Annotated in this window: 24 protein-coding genes; 1 reads left to right on the forward strand and 23 read right to left on the reverse strand. The window is 48.2% G+C overall.

Going from position 1 to position 23,259, the window contains the following annotated elements:
- Positions 1-2: 2 nt before the first annotated feature.
- The 7 genes from A8708_RS29035 to A8708_RS29065 are packed head-to-tail and all read right to left on the reverse strand — an operon-like array spanning position 3 to position 4,944.
- Positions 3-533 carry an NADH-quinone oxidoreductase subunit J gene (locus A8708_RS29035; protein WP_068669585.1) on the reverse strand — a complete coding sequence of 177 codons (531 nt, stop codon included), beginning with the start codon at positions 531-533 and terminating at the stop codon, positions 3-5.
- The gene (gene nuoI / locus A8708_RS29040; RefSeq protein ID WP_056611658.1) at positions 526-978 is read right to left on the reverse strand and encodes an NADH-quinone oxidoreductase subunit NuoI; all 453 of its coding nucleotides are present in this window, start codon (positions 976-978) and stop codon (positions 526-528) included. The genes A8708_RS29035 and nuoI overlap by 8 nt, the downstream gene beginning before the upstream one ends.
- A gap of 60 nt (positions 979-1,038) precedes the next feature.
- Positions 1,039-2,043: an NADH-quinone oxidoreductase subunit NuoH gene (gene nuoH, locus A8708_RS29045; protein WP_068669587.1), complete on the reverse strand. Its 1,005-nt coding sequence runs from the start codon at positions 2,041-2,043 to the stop codon at positions 1,039-1,041.
- Complete coding sequence (locus A8708_RS29050) at positions 2,043-3,143, reverse strand: NADH-quinone oxidoreductase subunit D (RefSeq protein WP_068669589.1); 1,101 nt, start codon at positions 3,141-3,143, stop codon at positions 2,043-2,045. Before A8708_RS29050 ends, nuoH begins: the two co-directional genes overlap by 1 nt.
- Before the next feature lie 3 nt (positions 3,144-3,146).
- On the reverse strand, positions 3,147-4,079 hold the full coding sequence (locus tag A8708_RS29055; RefSeq protein ID WP_068669591.1) for an NADH-quinone oxidoreductase subunit C: 933 nt from the start codon (positions 4,077-4,079) through the stop codon (positions 3,147-3,149).
- On the reverse strand, positions 4,076-4,594 hold the full coding sequence (locus A8708_RS29060) for a NuoB/complex I 20 kDa subunit family protein (protein WP_056611667.1): 519 nt from the start codon (positions 4,592-4,594) through the stop codon (positions 4,076-4,078). The genes A8708_RS29055 and A8708_RS29060 overlap by 4 nt, the downstream gene beginning before the upstream one ends.
- Positions 4,579-4,944, reverse strand: coding sequence for an NADH-quinone oxidoreductase subunit A (locus tag A8708_RS29065; RefSeq protein WP_057313434.1), 366 nt, complete (start codon positions 4,942-4,944; stop codon positions 4,579-4,581). The genes A8708_RS29060 and A8708_RS29065 overlap by 16 nt, the downstream gene beginning before the upstream one ends.
- Before the next feature lie 220 nt (positions 4,945-5,164).
- Here A8708_RS29065 and A8708_RS35665 point away from each other — a divergent pair, with 220 nt between their 5' ends.
- Positions 5,165-5,329, forward strand: coding sequence for a hypothetical protein (locus tag A8708_RS35665; protein ID WP_155993848.1), 165 nt, complete (start codon positions 5,165-5,167; stop codon positions 5,327-5,329).
- 110 nt (positions 5,330-5,439) lie between these two features.
- Here the strand turns inward: A8708_RS35665 and A8708_RS29070 are convergent, their stop codons facing one another.
- The 16 genes from A8708_RS29070 to A8708_RS29145 all read right to left on the reverse strand — a co-directional run bounded on the left by A8708_RS29070 (position 5,440) and on the right by A8708_RS29145 (position 23,214).
- The gene (locus tag A8708_RS29070) at positions 5,440-5,844 is read right to left on the reverse strand and encodes a F0F1 ATP synthase subunit epsilon (RefSeq protein WP_068669593.1); all 405 of its coding nucleotides are present in this window, start codon (positions 5,842-5,844) and stop codon (positions 5,440-5,442) included.
- 46 nt (positions 5,845-5,890) lie between these two features.
- Entirely contained in the window at positions 5,891-7,288 is a 1,398-nt protein-coding gene (gene atpD / locus A8708_RS29075; RefSeq protein WP_068669595.1) for a F0F1 ATP synthase subunit beta, read from the reverse strand.
- A 48-nt stretch (positions 7,289-7,336) separates the two neighbouring features.
- A complete protein-coding gene (atpG, locus tag A8708_RS29080) occupies positions 7,337-8,194 on the reverse strand; it encodes an ATP synthase F1 subunit gamma (RefSeq protein WP_068669597.1) in 858 nt (285 codons plus the stop codon).
- A gap of 127 nt (positions 8,195-8,321) precedes the next feature.
- A complete protein-coding gene (gene atpA / locus A8708_RS29085) occupies positions 8,322-9,836 on the reverse strand; it encodes a F0F1 ATP synthase subunit alpha (RefSeq protein WP_068669599.1) in 1,515 nt (504 codons plus the stop codon).
- Positions 9,837-9,868: 32 nt separating this feature from the next.
- The gene (locus A8708_RS29090; protein ID WP_056611679.1) at positions 9,869-10,402 is read right to left on the reverse strand and encodes a F0F1 ATP synthase subunit delta; all 534 of its coding nucleotides are present in this window, start codon (positions 10,400-10,402) and stop codon (positions 9,869-9,871) included.
- Positions 10,399-10,884 (reverse strand): F0F1 ATP synthase subunit B, encoded by a 486-nt coding sequence (atpF, locus tag A8708_RS29095; RefSeq protein ID WP_056611682.1) that lies wholly within the window; start codon positions 10,882-10,884, stop codon positions 10,399-10,401. Before atpF ends, A8708_RS29090 begins: the two co-directional genes overlap by 4 nt.
- A gap of 78 nt (positions 10,885-10,962) precedes the next feature.
- Positions 10,963-11,187 carry a F0F1 ATP synthase subunit C gene (gene atpE / locus A8708_RS29100; protein ID WP_028556930.1) on the reverse strand — a complete coding sequence of 75 codons (225 nt, stop codon included), beginning with the start codon at positions 11,185-11,187 and terminating at the stop codon, positions 10,963-10,965.
- Between the two features lie 79 nt (positions 11,188-11,266).
- A complete protein-coding gene (gene atpB / locus A8708_RS29105; protein WP_310501116.1) occupies positions 11,267-11,974 on the reverse strand; it encodes a F0F1 ATP synthase subunit A in 708 nt (235 codons plus the stop codon).
- A gap of 37 nt (positions 11,975-12,011) precedes the next feature.
- Positions 12,012-12,392, reverse strand: a complete 381-nt coding sequence (locus A8708_RS29110; protein WP_068669601.1) for an ATP synthase subunit I — start codon at positions 12,390-12,392, stop codon at positions 12,012-12,014.
- Complete coding sequence (locus A8708_RS29115; protein ID WP_056611689.1) at positions 12,392-12,613, reverse strand: AtpZ/AtpI family protein; 222 nt, start codon at positions 12,611-12,613, stop codon at positions 12,392-12,394. Before A8708_RS29115 ends, A8708_RS29110 begins: the two co-directional genes overlap by 1 nt.
- 223 nt (positions 12,614-12,836) lie before the next feature.
- Positions 12,837-13,973, reverse strand: coding sequence for a non-hydrolyzing UDP-N-acetylglucosamine 2-epimerase (gene wecB / locus A8708_RS29120; RefSeq protein ID WP_068669603.1), 1,137 nt, complete (start codon positions 13,971-13,973; stop codon positions 12,837-12,839).
- A gap of 110 nt (positions 13,974-14,083) precedes the next feature.
- A complete protein-coding gene (gene upp, locus A8708_RS29125; RefSeq protein WP_068669605.1) occupies positions 14,084-14,713 on the reverse strand; it encodes a uracil phosphoribosyltransferase in 630 nt (209 codons plus the stop codon).
- A 231-nt stretch (positions 14,714-14,944) separates the two neighbouring features.
- Positions 14,945-18,130 carry a glycosyl hydrolase gene (locus tag A8708_RS29130; RefSeq protein WP_068669607.1) on the reverse strand — a complete coding sequence of 1,062 codons (3,186 nt, stop codon included), beginning with the start codon at positions 18,128-18,130 and terminating at the stop codon, positions 14,945-14,947.
- 16 nt (positions 18,131-18,146) lie between these two features.
- Entirely contained in the window at positions 18,147-19,745 is a 1,599-nt protein-coding gene (locus tag A8708_RS29135) for a response regulator transcription factor (protein WP_068669609.1), read from the reverse strand.
- Positions 19,742-21,526, reverse strand: a complete 1,785-nt coding sequence (locus A8708_RS29140) for a cache domain-containing sensor histidine kinase (protein WP_068669611.1) — start codon at positions 21,524-21,526, stop codon at positions 19,742-19,744. The genes A8708_RS29135 and A8708_RS29140 overlap by 4 nt, the downstream gene beginning before the upstream one ends.
- Before the next feature lie 74 nt (positions 21,527-21,600).
- The gene (locus tag A8708_RS29145; RefSeq protein WP_068669613.1) at positions 21,601-23,214 is read right to left on the reverse strand and encodes a type 2 periplasmic-binding domain-containing protein; all 1,614 of its coding nucleotides are present in this window, start codon (positions 23,212-23,214) and stop codon (positions 21,601-21,603) included.
- Between the last annotated feature and the right edge of the window lie 45 nt (positions 23,215-23,259).

Genomic DNA, 23,259 nt, shown 5'->3' on the forward strand with positions numbered 1-23,259 from the left:
CGCTAATCCTCCTCTCTCTTGGCAACTACGATAGCACCGATGAACGCTACCGTCAGCAGCACGGACATGATTTCGAAGGGAATAACATGTACGTTATACAGCAGCTTCCCGATTTCGAGCGTATTATCCTTGCCTGCATCCAATGTCCCTGAAGAGACGAAAGTCGACTTCTGAATCGCATAGAACAAAACGCCGAACAATCCGACTGCTCCAAGTATCGCCAAGCCTTCATGCCATGGACGTTTAGGTCCCTCGTCTTCACCTTGTCTATGCTTCGTCATCATAATCCCGAAAATCATCAGAATGGAGATGGCACCGGCATAAATCAAGACCTGCACGAAAGCGACAAACTCTGCTTCAAGGATGACATATAAGCCAGCCAGGCTGATAAACGTCAGGGCCACTGCTACAACCATGTGCACGACTTTCGTAAAAGAGATCATGAAGATCGCCCCACCGATCGCGAGCAGCGCGAAAATGAAGAACGCCCAACTCGTACCGCTGGATAAGAAATCGCCGAGTCCACTAAACATCTTTCTTCGCGCCCCCTTTAGGCATCGCAGAGTTGTTCTCTTGACGAATGTTTTGGGTGTTGTTGCTCAGCCACTCCATATTCTTGAACAAGTCATCCCGACTGTAGGAACTAAGCTCAAAATTGTTCGTCATCACGATCGCTTCTGTCGGACACACCTCTGTGCACAGGTCGCACAGAATACAAATTTCGAAGTTGATGTCATACGTATCAATGACCTTCCCCTTTTTCTCAGGGTCTGGGTTTGCTTTTCCAGTTAACGTAATACACTCCGTCGGGCACACACGCGCACATTGATTGCACACAATGCATTTCTCAGGATCAAAATATTGAATACCACGAAAGCGATCCGGCATTTTAATCGGAACTTCGGGATATGCGTACGTTACTTTCTTCTCAGTCAAATGCTTGAACGTGAAGCCTAAACCTTTCATAATGCCCTTCATGTGTTTCAACTCCTTCAAGTTTCGCGAGAGCAAAACTAACTACTTCTTAAGCAACTATACTTAAAAGATGGTCATGATAATCGCCGTCACCAACATATTGACTAGTGCCAGTGGTAATAGCACTTTCCAGCCGAACCCCATCAATTGATCAATTCGAACACGTGGCAGTGTCGCCCGCAGCCAGAAGAGGAAGAACACGACCGATGAGAATTTCAACAGGAACCAGATAACACCTGGAATGAAATCAAGGAATCCGAATGGCGCATGCCATCCACCAAGGAAAATCAGACTCACCAGTGAAGCAATGACGAAGACGTACACATACTCGGATAGCATGAAAAAAGCGAAGCGGAATCCGCTGTATTCCACATGGTAGCCCGCAACGAGCTCAGATTCTGCCTCAGGCAAGTCAAACGGCGTCCGATTCAGCTCCGACACACCCGCAATCACGAAGATAATGAAACCTAGGATCTGCGGAATGAAATTCCAGTGCCAGAAGCCGCCTGTTTGATGATCGACAATGGTATGCAGATTGAGACTGCCCGTCATCATAATGACACCAACAACGGAAATGACTAACGGAACTTCATAACTAATCATTTGGGCTGCGGAACGCATGCCGCCGAGTAACGCATATTTATTGTTGGATGCCCAACCGCCCAGAATAATTCCGATGGTTGAGATTCCTGTTAGTGCTACGTAATAAAGCAATCCCACATTCAGATTCGCGCCAAACATCCGATCAGAGAAGGGAATCGTCGCAATGATCGTAAAAGACGGGATAAAGGTAATGATCGGTGCGAGTATGAAAAGTTCACGCTCAGCCTTCTTAGGAATTGTATCTTCCTTAATGAGGAGCTTGAATACGTCGGCAACGCTCTGCAACAGCCCGAATGGTCCTGTACGGTTCGGCCCAATCCGCAATTGCATCCACCCGATAACTTTACGCTCGAAGTAGATCGCATATGTAACGAAACCGAGAACGAGCATGAGCATCACGACGCCCCAGAATAGAAACACGAAGAAGTTCGTCCATGTCAGACTCTCTTCTAATAAATTGACCATTAGGCATCCACCTCCCCAACGACAATATCAATGCCGCCAAGAATCGTAATTAGATTGGTCATCGACTCGCCAACCAGCAGCTTGGGCAATATTTGCAGATTCACGAAGGATGGTCTACGGAATTTCAGGCGGTAAGGCTCTTGCTTACCTCGGGAAATAATATGACAGCCAATTTCCCCACGCGGAGACTCAATTGCTGCATAGATTTCGCCTTCTGGCGGGCGGATGACTCTCGGCACTTTGCCCATCGTTTCGCCTCCCTCAGGGAACACGTCTAGGGCTTGTTCCAGGATGCGAAGAGACTGTTTTATTTCTTCCATACGAATCAAATATCGGTCATAGCAATCCCCGCCACTGCGCACAGGCACATCGAATTTAAAGCGGCTGTACAGGCTGTAGGGCTGCGTTTTGCGAATATCCCAATCTACACCCGTACAACGCAGGTTCGCTCCACTAAGGCCATACGCAATGGCTGTCTCTGCGTCATATTTGCCCACGCCCTTGATACGTGAAAGGAAGATCTCATTTCCGGTGACAAGTGTGTGATACTCTTCTAATTTGCCGTACATATAAGGCACGAATTTCCGGACCTTTTCAATCCAACCATCAGGTGCGTCCCATTTCACGCCGCCAACACGCATGTAGTTGTACGTCAAACGCGCGCCGCATAGTTCATTGAATAGATCGATAATAATCTCACGGTCACGGAACGCATACAAGAACGGGCTCATAGCCCCGATATCCAGCAAGTATGTTCCCCACCACACCATGTGAGAGGCGATTCGCTGCAGCTCCATCACGATTAATCGGAGGAATTCTGCGCGTTCTGGGACTTCTAATTGCATCATTCTCTCTACAGCGTTAACTAACGCGTAGTTGGTCGTCATCGCCGATACATAATCCATGCGGTCTGTGTACGGGATAATTTGGGTATAGCTGAGGTTCTCAGCCAGTTTCTCTGTTCCTCTATGTAAGTAGCCCATAACGGGTATGGCTTCTCGAATGATTTCACCATCCAACTTTACAATCACGCGGAAAACGCCATGCGTACTTGGATGCTGAGGACCAACGTTTAACAGGAGCTCTTCTGTCCGTAACACGTGCTACACCTCCGGGTCAAGCGGTTCGTAGTCTTTGCGCAGTGGATGACCCACCCAATCATCAGGCATCATGATCCTTACTAAGTTCGGGTGGCCAGGGAAATCGATGCCGAACAGGTCAAAGGCTTCACGCTCGTTCCAGTTGGCCGTCGGCCAGACATCAGCTACCGAAGGTATGCTGGCTTGCTCGCGGTCTGTCTTCACCTTCACGCAATACTCATGCTTGTGAGTGAGCGAAAGGAGATGATACGCCACCTCGAGGTGCGTTTCTTGGTCTACGCCCGAGAGATTGCGCAAGTAATCACAGCGCAACTCCTCGTGATCGCGAAGCGTCAGCGCGGCCTGCGGCCAGCGCGAGCTGTGAATGACGACGTAAGGACGATGCGCGTCCCTTTCGTTGATGAAAGCTTCGACGACGGCGTCTTCGCCTACGTCGGCCTTCAAGATCGCGACCAGCCGGTCCAGCAGCGGCTGGTTCGGGGAAGGCTCCTTCGGCGCGGCTGGCTCCGCCGATTCGGGCTTCGCTCCGGCGCGCGCTGCGGCTCGCGCAGCGCGGGCTTCTGCGGCGGCCTGGGCTTTGGCCGCCTTCTCTTCATCTGTGCCAGCGTCTGCGGACGCTGGCGTTGCCGCTCCGGCGGGCGCAGGCTCGCCCGACTCTGCGGCCGCGCGCGCTGCGAGGCGCGCGGCTCTTGCCGCGGCGCGCTCTGCCGCCGCGTCCGTAGCGCCAGCTGCCGGTTTGCTCTCTGAGCTTCCTTCCGCTTGGCCCTCAGAGCTCCCTACCGTCGGATTGGTCTGCACAACTTCCGGTTTGTTCTCAATCGGTGAGCTCTCCGCTTTAGCGGGCTCATTGCCTACTGCCTTGCCTTCCTCATTCCCATCCTCGCCAACAGGAGGAGTCGGAACCGTAGATTCATCCGGCTTTTTCTCCTCGCTCATCGATTGATCACCTGCTTCCCAGTCTTCGCTTCATAGCGAATCTTCTCCTGAAGCTTGTTGATGCCATAGATCAGCGCAGCTGGATTCGGCGGACAACCAGGGATATACACGTCCACCGGAACAATTTGGTCGACACCTTTCACAACCGAATACGATTTGACATAGGGTCCGCCTGCTGTTGCACAAGAGCCCATGGCAATAACCCATTTCGGTTCAGGCATTTGTTCATAAAGTCGGCGCAACAAAGGAGCCATTTTCTTCGTAACAGTCCCTGCTACAATCATGACGTCTGATTGTCTCGGGGATGTACGGAAGATGACTCCGAATCGGTCTAAATCATAGTGAGAACCACCTGTTCCCATCATTTCGATCGCACAACAAGCCAAGCCAAAGGTTAATGGCCAAAGCGAATTACTGCGAGCCCAAGCTTTCACCTGCTCCAGTGTTGTCATAAATACATTACGGTTTATTTCTTCCCGTTCCTCGGGAGAGATTGACTCTAGACTGAAGTCCATCGTAGCACCTTCTTCTTCCAAGCGTATATTAATCCTATGGCAAGCAAGGCTACAAAAATACACATTTCAATTAAAGCAAATAACCCTAGTTGATTAAAGGCAACTGCCCACGGATAGAGGAATACGGTCTCCACATCAAAGATAACAAACATCAAAGCGTACAAATAATATCGAATGTTAAACCGGATTTGCCCCTCACCTACAGGCTCATTACCACTCTCATACGTCGTATACTTCTCATCGATGGGTTTACTCGGTCTTAACCATTTGCCAATCGTCAGCGCTGCTATGGGAAGGAAAATACCTAGCCCTAGAAAAACCGCTACGATTACATAGTTATTTGTATACATCATGTGAATGTAACCGCCTCCATTTCTTATTTGCATTCCTTACGATTTCCGTCATTTTGGTAATAATCACCTTTATTAGTATACCAAAAAGGGGTATGGGCGTCGACATTAATTCTTTTCGCCTATGAGTAGCATTACACAATTGTGGGTAATACTATTCACTGGGCATTCTAGTTTTGTCCAATTCCCCTACTTTACGATACGAAAGGAATGATTTTTTATGGCAAATGCATCAAACGCTAATCACCAACATAGAACCAATGACAAGGTTACCGAAACTGGTCGCTATCGCGATGCCGACGGGCAAAGCGTCGAGCTTGTAGCAGGTCAAACGTTCCCTCCATGCCCGAAAACAGGCGAATCTACAGTCTGGCACCACGCATAAAAGAAATCAACGAGCTGCTCCTCTCCCCCGAGAGGAGCAGCTTTTTTTCTGCGCCATTACACGCAGAAAAAGCGGAAGAACCGAAGTTCCCCCGCTTTTCATTCATTTATTTATTTCCCGGACACACCGATACGATTCAATGCTCTTTGTAAAGAAGCTTCAGCACGTTTGAAATCTACGTTATCTTGCTTTGTTTCTGCAAGACGTTTCTCCGCACGCTCTTTCGCTGCTCTCGCACGATCGATATCAATTTGTTCAGGTAGCTCGGCGCTTTCCGCCAAAATAACCACCTTATCCTTGCGCACTTCCATGAAACCGCCGTTCACTGCGATGACTGCGTCTTTGGAGCCCGCCTTCTTCACAGTAATCGGTGCAATTCTAAGTGGAGTGACCAATGGAATGTGATTCGGCAGAATTCCAAGCTCCCCTTCAGACCCCTTCACGCTTACCATGTCCACTTGTTCAGCGTACACTTTGCGCTCCGGTGTTACAATTTCCAGTAGGAATGTACTCACTTGGATTCTCCTTCCTAAGCTAACTTAGCGAGTATGCAAATGCAACTTACAGCGTTTTAGCTTTCGCGATCGCATCCTCAATTGTTCCCACGTTGTGGAAAGCAACTTCAGGAAGATTGTCGTGCTTACCTTCAAGAACTTCTTTGAAGCTACGCACGGTATCTTTCATTGGTACATACAAGCCTGGGAATCCGTTGAACGGCTCAGCAACGTGAAGCGGCTGAGACAAGAACAAACGAAGACGACGCGCACGAGTAACGACCAATTTGTCCTCATCAGACAACTCATCCATACCCAAGATCGCGATGATATCCAGAAGCTCTTTGTAACGTTGAAGAATTTGTTTAACGCCTTGTGCTACTTTATAGTGCTCTTCACCAACGATTTCTGGTGTCAATACACGGGAAGATGAAGCTAGTGGATCTACCGCAGGGAAAATACCTGCAGCCGCGATACTACGCTCCAAGTTCGTAGTTGCGTCCAAGTGGGCGAAAGCCGTTGCTGGAGCCGGATCCGTATAGTCATCGGCAGGAACGTAAATCGCTTGAATGGAAGTAACGGAACCTTTTTTCGTGGAGGTAATACGCTCTTGCAATTGACCCATTTCTGTAGCTAGGGTTGGTTGGTAACCTACTGCGGAAGGCATACGGCCTAACAAAGCGGAAACCTCGGAACCTGCTTGTGTGAAACGGAAGATGTTGTCGATGAAAAGAAGAACGTCTCTTCCTTCTTCGTCACGGAAATACTCAGCCATTGTCAAACCGGACAATGCTACGCGAAGACGCGCGCCTGGAGGCTCGTTCATTTGACCGAATACCATCGCTGTTTTTGCAATAACGCCGGAGTCTTTCATCTCGTGGTAAAGGTCATTACCTTCACGAGTACGCTCGCCAACGCCCGCAAATACGGAGATACCGCCGTGCTCTTGTGCAATGTTGTGAATTAGCTCTTGCATTGTTACCGTTTTACCTACGCCGGCACCACCGAAGAGACCAATTTTACCACCTTTTGCATAAGGAGCCATCAAGTCAATAACTTTAATACCCGTTTCAAGAATCTCTGATTTTGTCGACAAGTTGTCGAATGCAGGAGCTTCTTTGTGGATCGGGCTTGTAAATGTACGGTCAACCGTTTCAACACCATCGATCGGATCGCCCAATACGTTAAATACACGACCAAGTGTTGCTGCACCAACAGGTACAGTAATCGCTGCGCCAGTATCTGTTGCTACGGCACCACGTACAAGTCCGTCTGTTGAGGACATTGCTACGCAACGTACGAGGTTGTCACCAAGGTGAACAGCCGCTTCAACCGTCATAGTGGAGGATACTCCACCTTCGGTTCTTTCAATTTTGATTGCATTCAGAATTTCAGGGAGTTGTCCGCGTTCGAACTCAATGTCGACGACGGGCCCTGTAATATTCACAACGCGCCCTTTGCTCATGGTTTCCCTCCTAAGTAAAGCTTGTGTCTCCATCGAGACCGTTTTTCATTATGCGTTCGCGTTTGCTCCAGCAACGATTTCCGAAATCTCTTGCGTAATCGAAGCTTGGCGTGCACGGTTGTAAGCCAATGTGTAGCTGCTGATCATCTTCGTTGCATTCTTCGTAGCGGAGTTCATCGCTGTCATTCTCGCGCCAAACTCACTCGCTTTACCTTCCAGAACAGCACTGTAAATAAGCGTCTCAGCATATTTAGGGAGCAGTACTTCCAGAACGCCTTCCGGTGACGGCTCATACTCATAGCTAGCAGCAGCCACGCCGGATACATCTTCCATAGGAAGTAGACGAATCATGGTTGGAATTTGGGTAATCGCGTTTTGGAACTTGTTGTAAATCAAGAACAGTTGGTCATACGTGCCGTTAACGAAATTAGAAACCGCTGCTGTGGCAACAGGCTTAATATCCGAGAATTTCGGCGTATCCGGAACACCGGTTACCTCTTCAACAATCGGAATATTTCGTTTCGAGAAGAAATTGCTTCCTTTACGTCCGATTACGAAGACGGAGTACTCAGCTGTAGATTTATGATTTTCACGAATTTCAGTCATTGCTTTACGCAACACGTTTGCGTTGTAACCACCAGCGAGACCACGATCGGAAGTAATGACCAAATAGGCCGTTTTCTTCACTTCACGTGATTGTAGCATCGGGTGCTTCACGCCTTTCGTGCCAGCTGCAATGCTTGCAACCACTTCTTTCAACTTCTCGGAGTACGGACGTGCCGCTTCCGCTGATTGCTGTGCTCTACGTAAGTTCGCTGCTGCAACCATTTCCATTGCTCTCGTGATTTGCTTCGTGCTTTGTGTGGATTTAATTTGGCGCTTAATCTCGCGCATTCCTTTTGCCATACCTGCTCACCTCTCTTTTGAGGCTTAGAAAAGCCTTCATTCGAAGACCTGAAATCAGGCGTCCGCCTGCCCAGGATTCACATGGTAGCAAGAGCTTCATTACATCATGAAGCCCTGCCATCATGAATTATTCTGAAACTGCAAAGCTCTTTTTAAATGTATTGATTGCATCAACCAATGCTTTATCGTTATCCGCAGTAATATCTTTCGTGTCACGAATGCTATGCAGAATTTCAGGACGGTTGGATTCCAAGAAAGCAAGGAATTGTGCTTCGAAACGCGTTACGTCTTGAACTGGAATATCATCCACATGACCTTTGACAACCGTGTATAGGGAAGCAACTTGCTTCTCCAAAGACATTGGTTGGTGAACGCCTTGTTTCAAGATTTCAAGCGTACGAACCCCACGATCCAAACGAGCTTTAGTCGCTCTATCCAAATCGGATCCGAATGCGGCAAACGCAGCAAGCTCACGATATTGTGCCAAGTCAACACGAAGTGTACCGGCAACTTTTTTCATCGCTTTCGTTTGAGCGGAGCCCCCTACACGGGATACAGAGTTACCAACGTTAACCGCTGGACGCTGACCGGAGTAGAACAAATCGGATTCTAAGAAAATTTGACCATCGGTGATGGAAATTACGTTCGTTGGAATGTAAGCTGAGATGTCGCCTGCTTGTGTTTCGATGAATGGAAGCGCCGTAATGGAACCGCCGCCAAGCTCATCGTTCAATTTCGCAGCACGCTCAAGCAAACGGGAGTGCAAGTAGAATACGTCCCCTGGATAAGCTTCACGACCTGGTGGACGACGAAGCAAGAGGGACAACTCACGGTATGCGGCAGCTTGTTTGGACAAGTCATCGTATACGATAAGAACGTGCTCGCCTTTGTACATGAAATACTCAGCCATCGCACAACCGGAGTATGGAGCTAACCATAGCATCGGTGAAGGCTCGGAAGCGGAAGCTGTTACTACGATTGTGTAGTCAAGCGCACCAGCAGCACGCAGTGTTTCAACAACACCTACAACTGTAGATTGTTTTTGACCGATAGCAACGTAGATACATTTCACGCCATTGCCTTTTTGGTTGATGATCGCGTCGATCGCAATCGCCGTTTTACCTGTTTGACGGTCACCAATGATCAACTCACGTTGACCACGGCCAACTGGTACCATAGCGTCAATCGCTTTAATACCTGTTTGCATTGGTTCATGTACGGATTTACGAGCCATAACGCCTGGAGCCATGTTCTCTACAGGGCGGAATGCTGTTGTGTTGATTGGACCTCTGCCATCGACAGGTTGACCCAAGGAGTTAACTACACGACCTAGAAGTTCTTCACCAACAGGAACCTCCATGATACGGCCTGTACGTTTAACTTGGTCGCCTTCACGAATATCACGGTAAGGTCCAAGGATAACGATACCTACGTTGCTTTCCTCAAGGTTAAAAGCATAGCCTAGTACGCCGCTCGGGAACTCAAGCAGCTCGCCTGCCATAACGTTTTCCAAGCCGTGAGCACGAGCAATACCGTCACCTACTTGAATGACTGTACCTACATCAACTACTTGGATATCGGAATTATAGTTTTCGATCTGTTGTTTAATCAATGAGCTGATTTCTTCAGGTTTGATACTCAACGAACTTCACCCCTATTCTTACAGTGGTTATATTAAACTAACGCTTTGGCCAACCGATCAAGTTTGCCTGCCAAGCTTCCATCATATAAACGATCACCGATACGCACTTGAATGCCGCCGAGCAGCTTAGGCTCAACTACAGACGAGACACGAATCGTTTTACCAGTTACTTTACTGAAATGTGAAGCAATCTCAGCTTGCTGTGCATCCGAAAGTACGTATGCAGAGTATACGGTCGCACTCGCTTGACCAAGTGCCTCATTCGCAACCTTGGCATAATCATTCGCCAAAGCACTAACAATGGACTGTCTACCTTTATCAATCAAGACAAGCAGCGTGTTCCACACCGGTTCGGAAACTTTGCCTTCGAAAATCTGCTTCAGCAGGTCCGTTTTAGCGGTATTCCCGATGTTCGGATGGTTCAGGAACTTCTGCAAGTCTGCATTATCCCTAATCGCACTAGCTACAGATTTAAGCTCATCTTCAACTTGGGAAATGATATTCTTTTCCTTCGCTACTTCGAATAGAGCTTTGGCATAACGCTTCGCTACGACGATGTCACTCATACGTTGCCTCCTACCTCTTTGAGGTAATGCTCAACAAGTTCTTCTTGTGACTTTTCGTCGATTTGTTTCTCAATAATTTTGGATGCGATCAGAACGGACATCGCGCCAACTTGGCTGCGAAGAGCGGCAACCGCTTTGTTCTTCTCATTTTCGATATCTTTAAGCGCTTCGTCTTTCAGACGGTTTGCTTCTGCACTAGCTGCATGAATAATATCATCCGCTTGCTTGGAGCCTGTGTGCTTCGCTTGCTCAATGATGTCGTAAGCTTCCTTACGAGTTTGTTGCAGCGCTTGCTTTTGTTCCTCCAACAGTTGCTCTGCCTGTTTGCGGCTAGTTTCAGCTGTTTGAATTTGGTCTTTCACCAATTGTCTGCGTTTCTCCATCATGCCGAACAGAGGACCGAACGCAAATTTAGAAAGCAACAAATATAAAATTAAAAACGCGACAAGTTGTATCCAAAATGTGGACCATTCAATATGCAAGTAACGTCACTCCCTTCTGATAACATGGGCAAAACGAAGGCGTGGTGGCAACTTCGGCCATCAACGCCAAGCGGTTTCTTAAGCTTTTCCCATAAAGATGAACGCAAGAACCAATGCAACGACCGGCATTGCCTCAACTAGACCTACCCCGATAAACATTGTTGTTTGAAGCGTACCACGAAGTTCTGGTTGACGAGAAATACCTTCCAAAGCACGACCTACGATCAAACCGTTACCAATACCTGCACCTAGTGCTCCCAAACCGAATACGATACCTGCTGCTACTAATGCTATTGCTCCCATTGATAAAATCCTCCCTTAAACTCTTAGGTTTTTGTTGTTTTTATAAGTGACTCGAGACTTCCCGAGGTAAGTCTAATGCTTAGTGCTTTTCTTCATGAATCAATGTTTGTGAGATATAAACCATGGTTAGCATCGTGAATACGAAGGCTTGAATCGCACCTACGAACACACTGAAGCCCTGCCATACGAAGAGAGGCGCAATTCCAAACCAACCTGCTCCAATAATGACAGATATCATAATTTCACCTGCATAAATGTTACCGTAAAGACGGAACGCAAGCGTAAGCGGCTTCGATACAACTTCAATTAAATGAAGGATCAACATTGCCCCTTTGAACTCAAAATAATGCGCGAAGTAATGCTTCGTGTTACGCGTTATCCCTAAGTAGTGACTTAGTACGATAACAACAACCGTTAGTGCTCCTGTAACCGCAATATCAGCAGTCGGTGATTTCCACCAAGATACATGATCTTCCGTCACGATTGAGAAAGGAAGGCCGAGCATGTTGCCGATAAAGATATACATGATGAGCGTAAGACCAAGTGCGATAAACCCTTTGCCATGCTTGGAACCGATCGTGCTTCCAATAATGCCTTCTACGAACTCAATCGTCCATTCCATGAAGTTTTGAAGTTTCGAAGGATTTGTTACGGATGCTCGGCTCGCTCCTGCAATAGCAAGAATTAGCACGATAACTGTGGTAATCCCGATCATCAATAGTGCTGATGCATCGAAATCAATACCAAACCAATTATATATTGGCGCGTGATGTTCCATATTTTCCATTTTCACCCCTTTCATCCGTTGAAGTTACATCGTGGAATTACTTCTTCGACTTCTTAATAGAAAGAATACCCAGTACGAGTGTTGCCAATTGCGCAAAAAAGTATCCAACAATCGTCGTGGTTAATGCAACATGTTCGGGATACCTGACGGCAATCAAACCTACGAACCCCGCGATTGCTGCCCTTGTCAGAAAGCCAAGGGTTACCTTGCGCCCTGACTGCTCTATCGCAGCTGCTGCCAGCTTGTTAATCTTCCAGGCTAAGAACCTTGCATTGATCATACTCGCACAAGCCCCAAGCATTATCCCAGCAATGTAAATCCGGTAATCGACAAGAAGCGCCCATGCAGCCAAACAAAAGGATAAAAAGAAAAGAAATACGTTTTGAACCGTTTTCAGAGTGGCTGAAAAGTCGTCCATCATAGCCCTCCGTACCGCTTAATCATGAAGTAAATGCTCATGATGCCGGTTACAAGCCCAAGTAAAAATCCGACTAGCAACCAGATCTGTCCGCCTAGTGCGCCACTTAACCAATCGCCGAAGAAATATCCGGCTGCCAAACATACGACAAGGTCTATGCCAATTGCACTAGTTAACGCTACTGCCCGCCAAGGATTATCATTGGAATTTGGCCGTTTCATTGCACCCTCCTGCGTGTTTTCCACATGGGAAAACGCGTCTCGCAGCTCATCTGCTACGAATCCTCATTCATTGTATCGAAGCCATGCTAACTTTGTCAATTGACGGAACTTCATTTGTCACATCTCACAAAAGTCCTTAGAGCCTTGCGGCTCTAGGGTTTGCGCTTTTTTAAACCGAACAGTTCAACTGTACGCTGTAGCGTTTGTCATGATTTTGTCACGGTTAGAAAGATTCCGGGCGTTCAGTCGTCCTACCGAAGTGATGAAGAATTGCTTGAACAATACGTTCTGACGCTTTTCCGTCTCCGTAAGGGTTCGCAGCTTGGCTCATTTTGTTGTACTGCTCAGGGTCTGTAAGCAGCGCTTTAGCACGCGTATAGACCACTTCCTCATCCGTCCCAACCAGCTCTAATGTGCCTGCTTGAATACCTTCTGGGCGCTCTGTTGTATCACGAAGAACAAGAGCTGGAACTCCGAAGGTTGGCGCTTCTTCTTGAAGGCCGCCAGAGTCGGTCAGAATCATGTACGTGTAAGGATAAAAGTTGTGAAGCTCAAAAACGTCAAGCGGGTCGATCAATTTGATTCGTGGGTGATTGCCCAGGATCTCATGTGCAGGCTCTAGTACTACCGGATTCGGATGTACCGGGTACACGATGGCAATATCTTCAAACTCATCGGCAATGCGTTTTACAGCACGGAAGATTTGGCGATGCGGCTCACCTTGAGCTTCACGGCGATGCGCTGTCATTAAGATCAATTTGCGGCCTGCGGCCCATTCCAGTACGGGGTGATTGAATTTCTCCTGCACAGTGTACTTGAATACGTCGATCGCTGTATTCCCCGTCACATAAATCTGGGATTCGGATTTATTTTCTTTGCGCAGGTTATCTGCGGATTGCCCTGTAGGTGCAAAGTGAAGATCAGCGAGAACGCCTGTTAACTGACGGTTCATTTCCTCTGGATATGGCGACAATTTGTTCCACGTCCGAAGACCCGCTTCCACGTGTCCTACTTGGATCTGCTGCATGAAGGCTGCATAGCTGGCAAGGAACGTTGTCAGCGTATCTCCATGCACGAGAATCAGATCCGGCTTCGCTTCTTGGAATACAGGCTCCAAGCCTTGCAGCACGCGCATCGTAATCTCATTCAACGTTTGGCGATCCTTCATAACGTTAAGATCAAAGTTCGGTGTGATTTTGAAAATATCAAGCACTTGGTCCAACATCTGACGATGCTGTGCGGTTACGCATACCAGAGACTCAATCTGCTCAGGATGCTTCTCCAACTCGAGAATGAGCGGAGCCATTTTGATAGCTTCAGGTCTTGTTCCGAAGATCGTAATCACTTTTAAACGTTTCATCGGTTTCTTCTCCCCCTATAGTCTTCCGTCAGGAAAACTGCTTCATAAGCATGAGCTTACGTTTTCTTACAGGAAAACTGACTTCGCAAGCTTTATTTTTGTTCAAAAAATTAATCCGTGCCGTACAAACGATCCCCAGCATCGCCGAGGCCTGGCACAATGTAGCCATGATCATTCAAATGATCATCTACTGCTGCGACGTAAATATCGACGTCTGGATGTTCTTTTTGTACAGAAGCTACGCCCTCAGGTGCTGCAATGAGACACATGAGCTTAATACGCGAGCAACCCCTGCGTTTCAGCACATCAATCGCCGCATTGGCAGAACCGCCTGTAGCAAGCATAGGATCAATAACGAGTAGATCCCGCTCCAACACATCGGTTGGCAACTTCACATAGTATTCAACAGGTTGAAGCGTATCTGGATCACGGTAGAGACCAACATGTCCTACTTTGGCAGCCGGCATCAGCTTCAACACACCGTCAACCATACCTAAACCTGCTCGTAAAATAGGAATCAGCCCTAACATTCTACCTGAGATAACTTGGCAATCTGCCATTGTAACCGGCGTTTTCACCTGTACTTGCTGCAGAGGTAAATCTCTTGTAATTTCATACACCATTAATGTAGCAACTTCATCGACAAGCGCTCTGAAATCCTTCGTTGTCGTGTTCTCATCCCGAATATAAGTAAGCTTATGCTGGATAAGCGGATGATCGCAAATATGTACTTTACCCATATGTTCCTCCTAATTATGCTTATAGGTCAGGCAAACCTCGTCCATTATATCATATGTTATCCAACTTATCTGCTGTAGAACCGAACAATATGAACTGTTCAGATACAAGATCAGAGGGGAATTGCAAGCGAGGCTGGGACGAGCAGCGTCCTACTTAGACAGGGCGTCTATATTTGCAAAAAAACTTCGCCAACCACCGCTCTAGATCCGAGGGGGAAGCGAAGTTTTCCATTATTCCACAAGCCTTAATTGCAAGCCAGTCAGCCCACAGCTGACCAAGCAGTAGCGATCCGTCCATATTTTATCGGCCCCTGCATCGACCCATCCGATTTTATCGGTGAAACTTGTGGGTCCGACAAAAGTGACTTCCCCTTTTAGGTGATGATGGGGTCCAAATGTATTACGTCCGCTGCTCAACAACTCGATTTGAATCAGAATCTGCTCGCTCATGATCTGATCTGTTACATCTAGCTGCTGAGCTCCCCAGAGAATCGTACGGGTGATTCCGCCATTCACCGTAATATTCATAGCCGGACAACGCATCGCGTCCCACTGTAAGACGAGCCTGCTGCCGTTATCCTGCATATGTTTCCGCACAGTTTCAGGTAAGGTAAGCGATTGGCCCGCAATTACTCGTCCTGAGTAGAATACCAATCCCTGCTTCGTAACATCCATCAAGTGCATTTGCTTTGGAAGTAGGGTCAACGTGAACGGGCCCTCCGTCCACAATGCCTCTCGCTCCGCCTGCTCCCAGCCGCCATGTGGTTTCACTGCGAATGGTCCGAGTACGTAAATACTTTCGATTTCAACATCAAATAGGAGCTTGTTGCGAATCGGGGCCACATTGGCGCCCCCCACACCGAAGAACCGATAGACATCCTCGTTACAGTAAAAGCGTCCTGACATGCGGACATGATTATGTCCTTCCCGCACAAATTCGCCTATGCTCAGCGTTGGGAAGCTGCGGTCACCGCCAAACCAGCCGTCAGCATTCTCCGCATGGACAGGCTGTTCATTGATCGCTATCTCCCAATGCTCCGGACGCTCAACAGCGAGCTTCCACAATGAGCGGTCCGTAAGCCGCATGAGCTCAGCATCTGTCTCGAAAGTAAATGCTAACTCCACATGCAGGGGTCGCTTCATAGCGATACAATACTCTTGAATGTTCAGCACGTAGGTAGGAGATGACCACTCCCCACCATCTATTCGATAGGCGGCATAGTCCAGTGTGAGCGCATTAGGCCCTGACAACTGGTAGTCCCATGCTGCATCTAAGCTCGTTTCAACTGTTGAGAATGCTTTCTCACTCGATAAAGGTGCTGCTACAGGGTGTGGTTGTCCGGAGGTTGGTTGAGCTGTTTCCGCTGCAGCCTCGCCGTCCCAAATGGCGAAGAGCTTAGAATCACCTGGAGCCAGCTTAATACTCACTGACAATATACGTGTATCCGCTTGTGCTCTCTCCCCTTTTTCCAAATCCATCTCTATCCATACACGTGAATCGGACTCGGGAATCTGCAACTCAATCATCCCGTTGTCACCTGTATGCACAGCATACATTAGCGTCACACCTGGTAATCGCCGTTCCTGTACATAGAGTTTTCGTAAGGCTTCCTGCGATGTGCCTTCCACAGGTATCCAATCTTGTCGCACTTGCACATGCTCGCGTAGGCTTTTTAATTCCGCAACACGAACCACACCACCTTCGTTCAAGAACCATGATGTCAGTTCTTCACACCGCTCGGCCTTCAAGTAACGAGGCGCATCGCCCACCAGAATGACCTTTCCTCCGACTTCTGCGAATGATTGCAGCAAGGCTAAGGTTGATGCCTCCAATGTCAGCACATCGCTTACGATCACCGTGTCGTATTCTTGCTCCCCAATCTGCAATACGCCACCCAGCACACTGCCGTACCGCTCCATCAACGCCTCGTCCCCGTAATCGAAATCACGCTGACGGGCTAATAATTCATGGGCTAACTCATCCATACGATCCTGCATGTGCTCCACAGCACTAGCATCTTTCACACTTTGCAGCAGCCAAGCTGAACGTATCGGATGCAGCACAAGAACTCCTGGCACTGCCTTCCCAAGGGTCAACAAATACGTAAGCCTTGCAAAGTAATCATTAAACTGGCCATACACGTCCCACCAAGGTTGCTGAACATATAGGGAAGGCGGATAATCCCGCTTCCTAACCCCGCGAATCGAGTAGGCTTGCAGATGCTGGCATAGACGATTTACGCCCAGAACAAATTGCCACTCGGCGATCCTTTTCATCTCGCGGAAGCTCAAATTCCAACCACAGCAACCGAAGGTTTCTGTGATCACGAATGGCTTACCCAGCTGCCGCGCTACCGAGGCAGCCTGCTTAGGCAACAATGTACTGCGCGGCGTCCGCCCTAGCATATCAATGCCCGGCATGTGCATTCGCTCATATAGCGGCATCACTCCTGCCGTATACTGCATTTGCTCCATAAGGGTGTCCTCGCCCATGAAATGCCCCGTCAGCTGCCATCCGTGGGACTCGCACCAGTCTGCCACAAAACGAACGGACGTTTGGAATCGTTCGCTTACTAGATGCCAGAACCGATAACGCGCTCGGTATGCCGCATCCTTCATAGACTCATCAGCTTCTGTTAGCAGCCAACCGATCACATTAACAATGTCTTCTCCGTAACGCTCCTCGTATGCCTGTTCGATATCAGCCGACCATGGCACGCCCGAGAACTTAAATTCATCGGTGAAAATGCCCGGCATCCCTCCCTCGCCGAAACGCTCTCCCAAGCGCTGATAATAAACATCGTGACATGCTTGCAGGAAAGCCCCCATCGCTTTCTCAGACAGAATATCGATATAGTAAGGATTCACACGGCACATAACAGCCAGGCCTAAATCCCAATCATTATCGTCAGAAGTCTCACCCGAAAGCGGCGCAGTCACCTCGTGCACCCGCCAATGCTCATCTCCCTCTCGACGTACGAGCAGGTACATATAATCCGGATCCTGCCTAAGCGCTTCAACCTCCTGTTGGCTACTATTCATTCTTACTACTCGGACACCCTCTAGCGACTTCTGCTGATAAGAAGCCCCCAGTGCGGGCACAACGCCATTCGCCGTTCCACTAGGCCAACCGTTCTCATCGTAACACCAGGCTTCAAGCCCTTGAGCCTTCGCTTCTTCTGCTGCTATTTCAACCGCATCCAGAAATTCTTCACCCATATAAGGGGTAAGAAGTCCCTGTCTCGTATGCATGAAGAATCCGCCTAATCCTGCCCGTTTCATTTCGCCAATTTGCCTGCGAAGCTCTGTGGGTTCCAACTTATCGTTCCATGACCAGAATGGTGTGCTTCTATACGTAGCAGGTGGATTATGCAAAATCGACTCATCTACTTGATCTCGAGCTTCCTTTGATAACAAAGCGACTCTCTCCTCGTCAACCCCTCCAGTTTGCTGCTACAAATTTCTGTGGAGAGGTTCCGGTTATTTTTTTGAACAAGGTACAGAAATACTTCTCGTTGTGAACACCAACAGCCTCAGCCAGTTCTAGATTCGAATAATCACGCTTACGGAGCAGCTCGATAGCCCGCTCAATCCTGCGCTTGGAGACGTAATCGGTGAAGTTGACCCCTAATTCTTTCTTGAAAAGCTCGCTCACATAGGTCGGATTCAAGTGAATATGCTCGGCTACAACGCCGAGGGAAATGGATTCCTTGAGGTGATCTTCAACAAAACGCATCGCCTTCACCATCTCAAGGCGCAAACCGCTGCCCTCTGCACGTGCATGAAGTTTCTCCCACTCTATGCGCAGCCGCTCTACTAATTGATGCAGATGCGTACAATCAGCAAATATAACCACATCGGTTGTCAAATCATGATCTGCCGATAATAGCCGTTGACGAAGACGCACACACCAGCTCTCCATGTAACCCAGCAGTTTGCCAGGAATAATTCGGTGGCTGTGCAGCACATGCAGCAATGGCGCAAGCGCTTCGCTCCCTGACTTTGAACTTGTGCGCTCGAGCGCCTGCTCGAAACGTTCTGTGAATTCCCGCCAATCACTTTCGCTGTAGCTCAACCTGCGGTTTGGCGTAATGACTGTGCCAAAGCTGGCATAGAAGGAATCTTCAAGCGCACCCTTGGCTTCCTCGTACGCCGCTGCGGCGGAACTCCAACCGTTGTACATACGGCTTACGCCTATCGAAATCGAAATCCGCAGATAGGTTTTAATCGCGTCACGTATACGTTCTCCAAGTTCGTAGCAGGTCCGGTCGAACGACTGTTCGCTGCCTGCCCGAATCGTAGCAAGGGCAACGATGACGCCCTGCTGCAATTCACAAGCGAAGCAGCTTCCATTCTCGCGGAGAACTTCCTCAATAATATTTAACATGCCGTACTTGAGCATGTTACGGTCCGCTGGTGAATATTCCGTGCAAAATACATCGTAATTGTCGAATCGCACAGCAAAGCACCCAAACTGGCGCGGCTCAAATCCTGGTACTAGTTCCGCGCTTCGTCGTTCCATGACCGTACCCGATACTTCACCGCGGAGCAATTCTTCCAACAGATGCTTGCGCAGACGGTAGGAATTCTCTTTCACAGATCCACTAAGACTTTGCAGGCGCTTCTCTTTCTCCTCGCGCGCAATCACGTTATCGCGCGCTTTGGACAAGGCTGTGCGTACATCTTCTTCGCGCAGTGGCACCTTCACCAAATATTCAAACACACCCATGGCGATCGCTTGTTTGGCATAAGCAAAGTCGGAGTAGGCACTCAGGATGATGACTTCCACACCAGGCAATCGTTCCCGCAGCTGACGAACGAGCTCAATACCGTCCATGCCAGGCATCACGATATCCGTGATAATAAGATCGGGACGCAGCTCCGCAGCCTTCTCCAGTGCTTCAACGCCCGAATAAGCACGACCTACAAGTCGAAATGGCATCCGCCGCTCCGCCCACCGCCCGAAGTATGTCTCTAGCCGCTGAACCATAGGCGGCTCATCATCCACAATGAGGCAAGTCACCTCTCTCATTGGGCCTCCCCCCCTCCGCGCTCATCTTGTTGATCTTGTGCTGTATCATCTGGGAATGTGAGTGTTACACATGTTCCACGACCGGGTTCACTCCATACGCTAAGCCCATAAGGTTCCCCGTAATTCAAACGTATGCGTTGATGAATGTTGTACAGGCCTATACGTTTACGGTGATCCAAATTTCTCCCCACAGGGTCCTCTACCAACAGCTCCGTTGTCTTATCAGGGGTCATACCGATCCCTTGATCCTCAACCTCAATAATGAGTTTGCCCTCACGACGGACGGCAGACAATCGTATAGCCCCCGATTTACGTCCACCTGCATAGCCATGGAAAATACTGTTTTCTACAATCGGCTGCAGCGCCATTCGTAGTACTGGCAGCTCTAAAGTAACGGGATCGATCTCCTCTATAAGCTCAAATTCACAGTCATAGCGGATCTTCTGGATATACAAATAATCTTTCACATTCCCTAGTTCCTGCTCCAAGTTAACACGGTCTGAGAACTCGGTAATCCCGTATTCTAGAATCGAAATCAGTGCTTCAATAATGTTATCTACCTCATGATAGCGCTCAAATGCCACTACATTGGAGATGGAACCTAGCGTGTTGTATAGAAAATGCGGATTAATTTGAGACTGCAGCACTTGAATCTCTAACTCTTTCTTCTTGCGCTCGCCACGGTTCACATGCTCGATTAAGGTACGAATCTGACCTAGCATGTCGTCGAATGTTTGTGCTAGCTTGCCGAACTCATCACGGCGAGCGCTCGATATGTTAACGTTCAGATCTCCGTGACCGACTTGATTTATTTTGCGGATAAGATAATACACAGGTGTTCGAATCATGCGGGCCACGAAGCCAGCCGTCAGCACACTAAGCAAGAAGCCAAGCAGCAGCAGGCCTATGAAAAATGTCTCCATTCGCTTGAGCGAAGTTTGCAGCGTCGTTCCGTCATAGAAAGCAAATACAATCCATTTGGTGCGCGGATTAATACTCTTCATAATCGTCACGGCAGTTCCGTTCATATGCTCAGTAAACACATCATCCTTGGATTCCACGAGCTCCCGACCATCACGGTCGTCAAAGCGCAAACGATGATCGACGATACTGAACAGGCGACTGCCCGCAGGCTCTAGAATGACACGTCCCTCTTTGTCCATAATGCCTAGCTGCAAATCGTTGCTGCCACCGCCAATCTTCTGCAATCGCTCCTGCATCGCAGTTAGATTCAAATCTACGGCAACCGCCATCGGTTCACCGGCAATCGTAATCGCTTTGGTGAAGGTAACCGTCCAACCAGAGAAGAAGTTCTGGTACGGCTGACTAACCGTCACGGCCCCGTAGGCGTTACTATAAGCCATTTTATAAAGAGGATCCCGATCATCCCTAGGGTCGTTAATGACCTTCGTTACAGGATTTCCCCCTAGAATGGACAAATCCTTGCGAATCACGTACACGTCTGTCAGCATGATAGCGTTCTCCCGATAGGCATTCTCTAAGGCGGCTTGCGCAGCCGTCAGATCATTGCGCCACGAAGCCGCTGAGGTGGAGAGTTGGCCGATCGTATTTTGCACAAGAAGAAAGTATAGGTCGATATATTCCTCTTCCTTATGCAGTAACTGTGTCGCTTGGTTGAGCTGACTCGAGGTAATTTCATTTTTAATGTATCGGTAGGATAGACCGCTTAGAATAGCCTCCGAGCTGAGCACGAAGACGAAACAGACCAGAAATAGTCGGAATGATATGTTGTGGAACCATTTCTTGATCCAATCTCTCATGATGTTCGCACCCCTCGCAGCTCAACTATAGAAATGTGGAAAAAGAGGAGGTATCTCCCCTTCTTCTCGCTCGTTTATTTGATAACACCGTCACTTTGCAGCTGCTTCGTATAATTCGCAATCGCATCGTTCAACTTGAATTTATCCTGCAGCGTCTTCACGAACGTATCCCAGTTTGCTAAAGGCTCCTTGCCTGTCACGAATTTGAGCATCATTTCATTCGCATATTTGAGACGGTCTTGCGAGATCGGGTCAGCTGGATCATCAAAAACTCGTGGATTTACGTTATTATCCTTCAAGTAACTCGTATTAATTTTCTGATTCGCGTTTGTAATGTCAGGCTTTTGGAAGTCGAAATACACGCCGTCCGTCGCTTTGCGAACAAAAGCATAGTTATAGCGCCATTCAATTTCCTTCTCGTTGTACGTCGATCTATCAATTAATTTCGGTGTGCCATTCGTCACGGTAAAGGACTTATCTTTGATCCCATAAGCAAGGAACGGATACGCATCTTTATTGGTGTATAGATATTGAATGAACTGCATGGCACGCTTAGCTTTACCAGGATCCTTCAACGCTTCCTTCGAAAGTCCAATAAGTGACTGTTGGAATGGCTTCATGTCAAGAATTTGATCTCCATATGGCCCCTTTGGAGGTGCAATTTGCTTCCAATCTGGCACACTGCCTCCGGCATCCTGCATTTTTTTCGTTTCCGCAGGCTCTAGACGGCGCCAATCTTCGATCATAATACCAACCTTGCCTTGGTACATTTTATTATCACGTTTGAGTCCATCGTCGATCGTTACCCAGTCAGGGTCAACAACTTTCGCATCGATCATTTCTTTAATGAACGTCAGCGCTTCCTTCGTTTTCGGATCGGTGTTGTAAACAACAACTTTACCATCTTTGACATCGACAAAGTTAGGTTGCACGCCGTACATCCAGAAAATTTGCTGAAAACCTTGTGCACCACTCGTGCTGTAACCCAGTGAGCCGTCCTTTGGCAGCATGGCGACATAACCATACGTATCGTTCTTGCCATTGCCATCAGGATCATTGAACGTAAATGCTTTCATAACGTTAAGCAATTCTTGTGGATTCGTTGGAACCGACAGGTTCAACTTTTTGAGCCATGTGTTGTTAATCCACCAACCATTGACGCCGCCAACGGCTTCGGAAGCTGGTAAACCAATTGTATGACCTTTATATTTCATAGGCTCAAGGCGTGAAGGATCGAATGCTTTCGGAAGTTCTGGAAACTCCTTCAATAAATCATCCAGATCAGCTAGCAAGCCTTGATCGTAATATTTAATGGCAGAAGCACGGTCAGGGAAAGAAACGATATCCGGAATTTGATTGGAAGAGATCAGCAGGTTAAGCTTATCCTTCCAGTTCTCGCCGCCCATGATCATATCGAGATCCATATTGTTGTCTTTCTCAATCATTTGGCGAATCGGATCCTGCTCTTTGGCTGGCATTGGCGTTGTTAGCCGATAACCGACTGTATTATAAAAGCTAACTTTATACTTCTTGTCAGCATCCACCGGCTTTGCCGACTGAGCCGCACCCGTAGAAGGAGCAACGCTTGCGCTTGGTGAAGTCGTATTCTCAGCCTTGCTGCAGCCAGCAGCAACAACCCCTAGGAGCACAGTAGCACTAAGTAATGCACTTGCGTGTTTCTTTTTCATCTTGAACCTCTCCCTTTAGTCTATTATACATGCTATATCGAGAGT

This window comes from Paenibacillus oryzisoli (assembly GCF_001653565.1).
Taxonomy (GTDB): Bacteria; Bacillota; Bacilli; order Paenibacillales; family NBRC-103111; genus Paenibacillus_E; species Paenibacillus_E oryzisoli.

Excerpts from the sequence above, each read along its gene's own strand:
- A8708_RS29035 (WP_068669585.1), bottom strand. The coding sequence starts at position 533 with ATGTTTAGTGGACTCGGCGATTTCTTATCCAGCGGTACGAGTTGGGCG.
- nuoI (WP_056611658.1), bottom strand. The coding sequence starts at position 978 with ATGAAGGGCATTATGAAAGGTTTAGGCTTCACGTTCAAGCATTTGACT.
- nuoH (WP_068669587.1), bottom strand. The coding sequence starts at position 2,043 with ATGGTCAATTTATTAGAAGAGAGTCTGACATGGACGAACTTCTTCGTG.
- A8708_RS29055 (WP_068669591.1), bottom strand. The coding sequence starts at position 4,079 with ATGAGCGAGGAGAAAAAGCCGGATGAATCTACGGTTCCGACTCCTCCT.
- A8708_RS29060 (WP_056611667.1), bottom strand. The coding sequence starts at position 4,594 with ATGGACTTCAGTCTAGAGTCAATCTCTCCCGAGGAACGGGAAGAAATA.
- A8708_RS29065 (WP_057313434.1), bottom strand. The coding sequence starts at position 4,944 with ATGTATACAAATAACTATGTAATCGTAGCGGTTTTTCTAGGGCTAGGT.
- A8708_RS35665 (WP_155993848.1), top strand. The coding sequence starts at position 5,165 with ATGGCAAATGCATCAAACGCTAATCACCAACATAGAACCAATGACAAG.
- atpD (WP_068669595.1), bottom strand. The coding sequence starts at position 7,288 with ATGAGCAAAGGGCGCGTTGTGAATATTACAGGGCCCGTCGTCGACATT.
- atpG (WP_068669597.1), bottom strand. The coding sequence starts at position 8,194 with ATGGCAAAAGGAATGCGCGAGATTAAGCGCCAAATTAAATCCACACAA.
- A8708_RS29090 (WP_056611679.1), bottom strand. The coding sequence starts at position 10,402 with ATGAGTGACATCGTCGTAGCGAAGCGTTATGCCAAAGCTCTATTCGAA.
- atpE (WP_028556930.1), bottom strand. The coding sequence starts at position 11,187 with ATGGGAGCAATAGCATTAGTAGCAGCAGGTATCGTATTCGGTTTGGGA.
- atpB (WP_310501116.1), bottom strand. The coding sequence starts at position 11,974 with ATGGAAAATATGGAACATCACGCGCCAATATATAATTGGTTTGGTATT.
- A8708_RS29110 (WP_068669601.1), bottom strand. The coding sequence starts at position 12,392 with ATGGACGACTTTTCAGCCACTCTGAAAACGGTTCAAAACGTATTTCTT.
- A8708_RS29115 (WP_056611689.1), bottom strand. The coding sequence starts at position 12,613 with ATGAAACGGCCAAATTCCAATGATAATCCTTGGCGGGCAGTAGCGTTA.
- wecB (WP_068669603.1), bottom strand. The coding sequence starts at position 13,973 with ATGAAACGTTTAAAAGTGATTACGATCTTCGGAACAAGACCTGAAGCT.
- upp (WP_068669605.1), bottom strand. The coding sequence starts at position 14,713 with ATGGGTAAAGTACATATTTGCGATCATCCGCTTATCCAGCATAAGCTT.
- A8708_RS29135 (WP_068669609.1), bottom strand. The coding sequence starts at position 19,745 with ATGAGAGAGGTGACTTGCCTCATTGTGGATGATGAGCCGCCTATGGTT.
- A8708_RS29140 (WP_068669611.1), bottom strand. The coding sequence starts at position 21,526 with ATGAGAGATTGGATCAAGAAATGGTTCCACAACATATCATTCCGACTA.
- A8708_RS29145 (WP_068669613.1), bottom strand. The coding sequence starts at position 23,214 with ATGAAAAAGAAACACGCAAGTGCATTACTTAGTGCTACTGTGCTCCTA.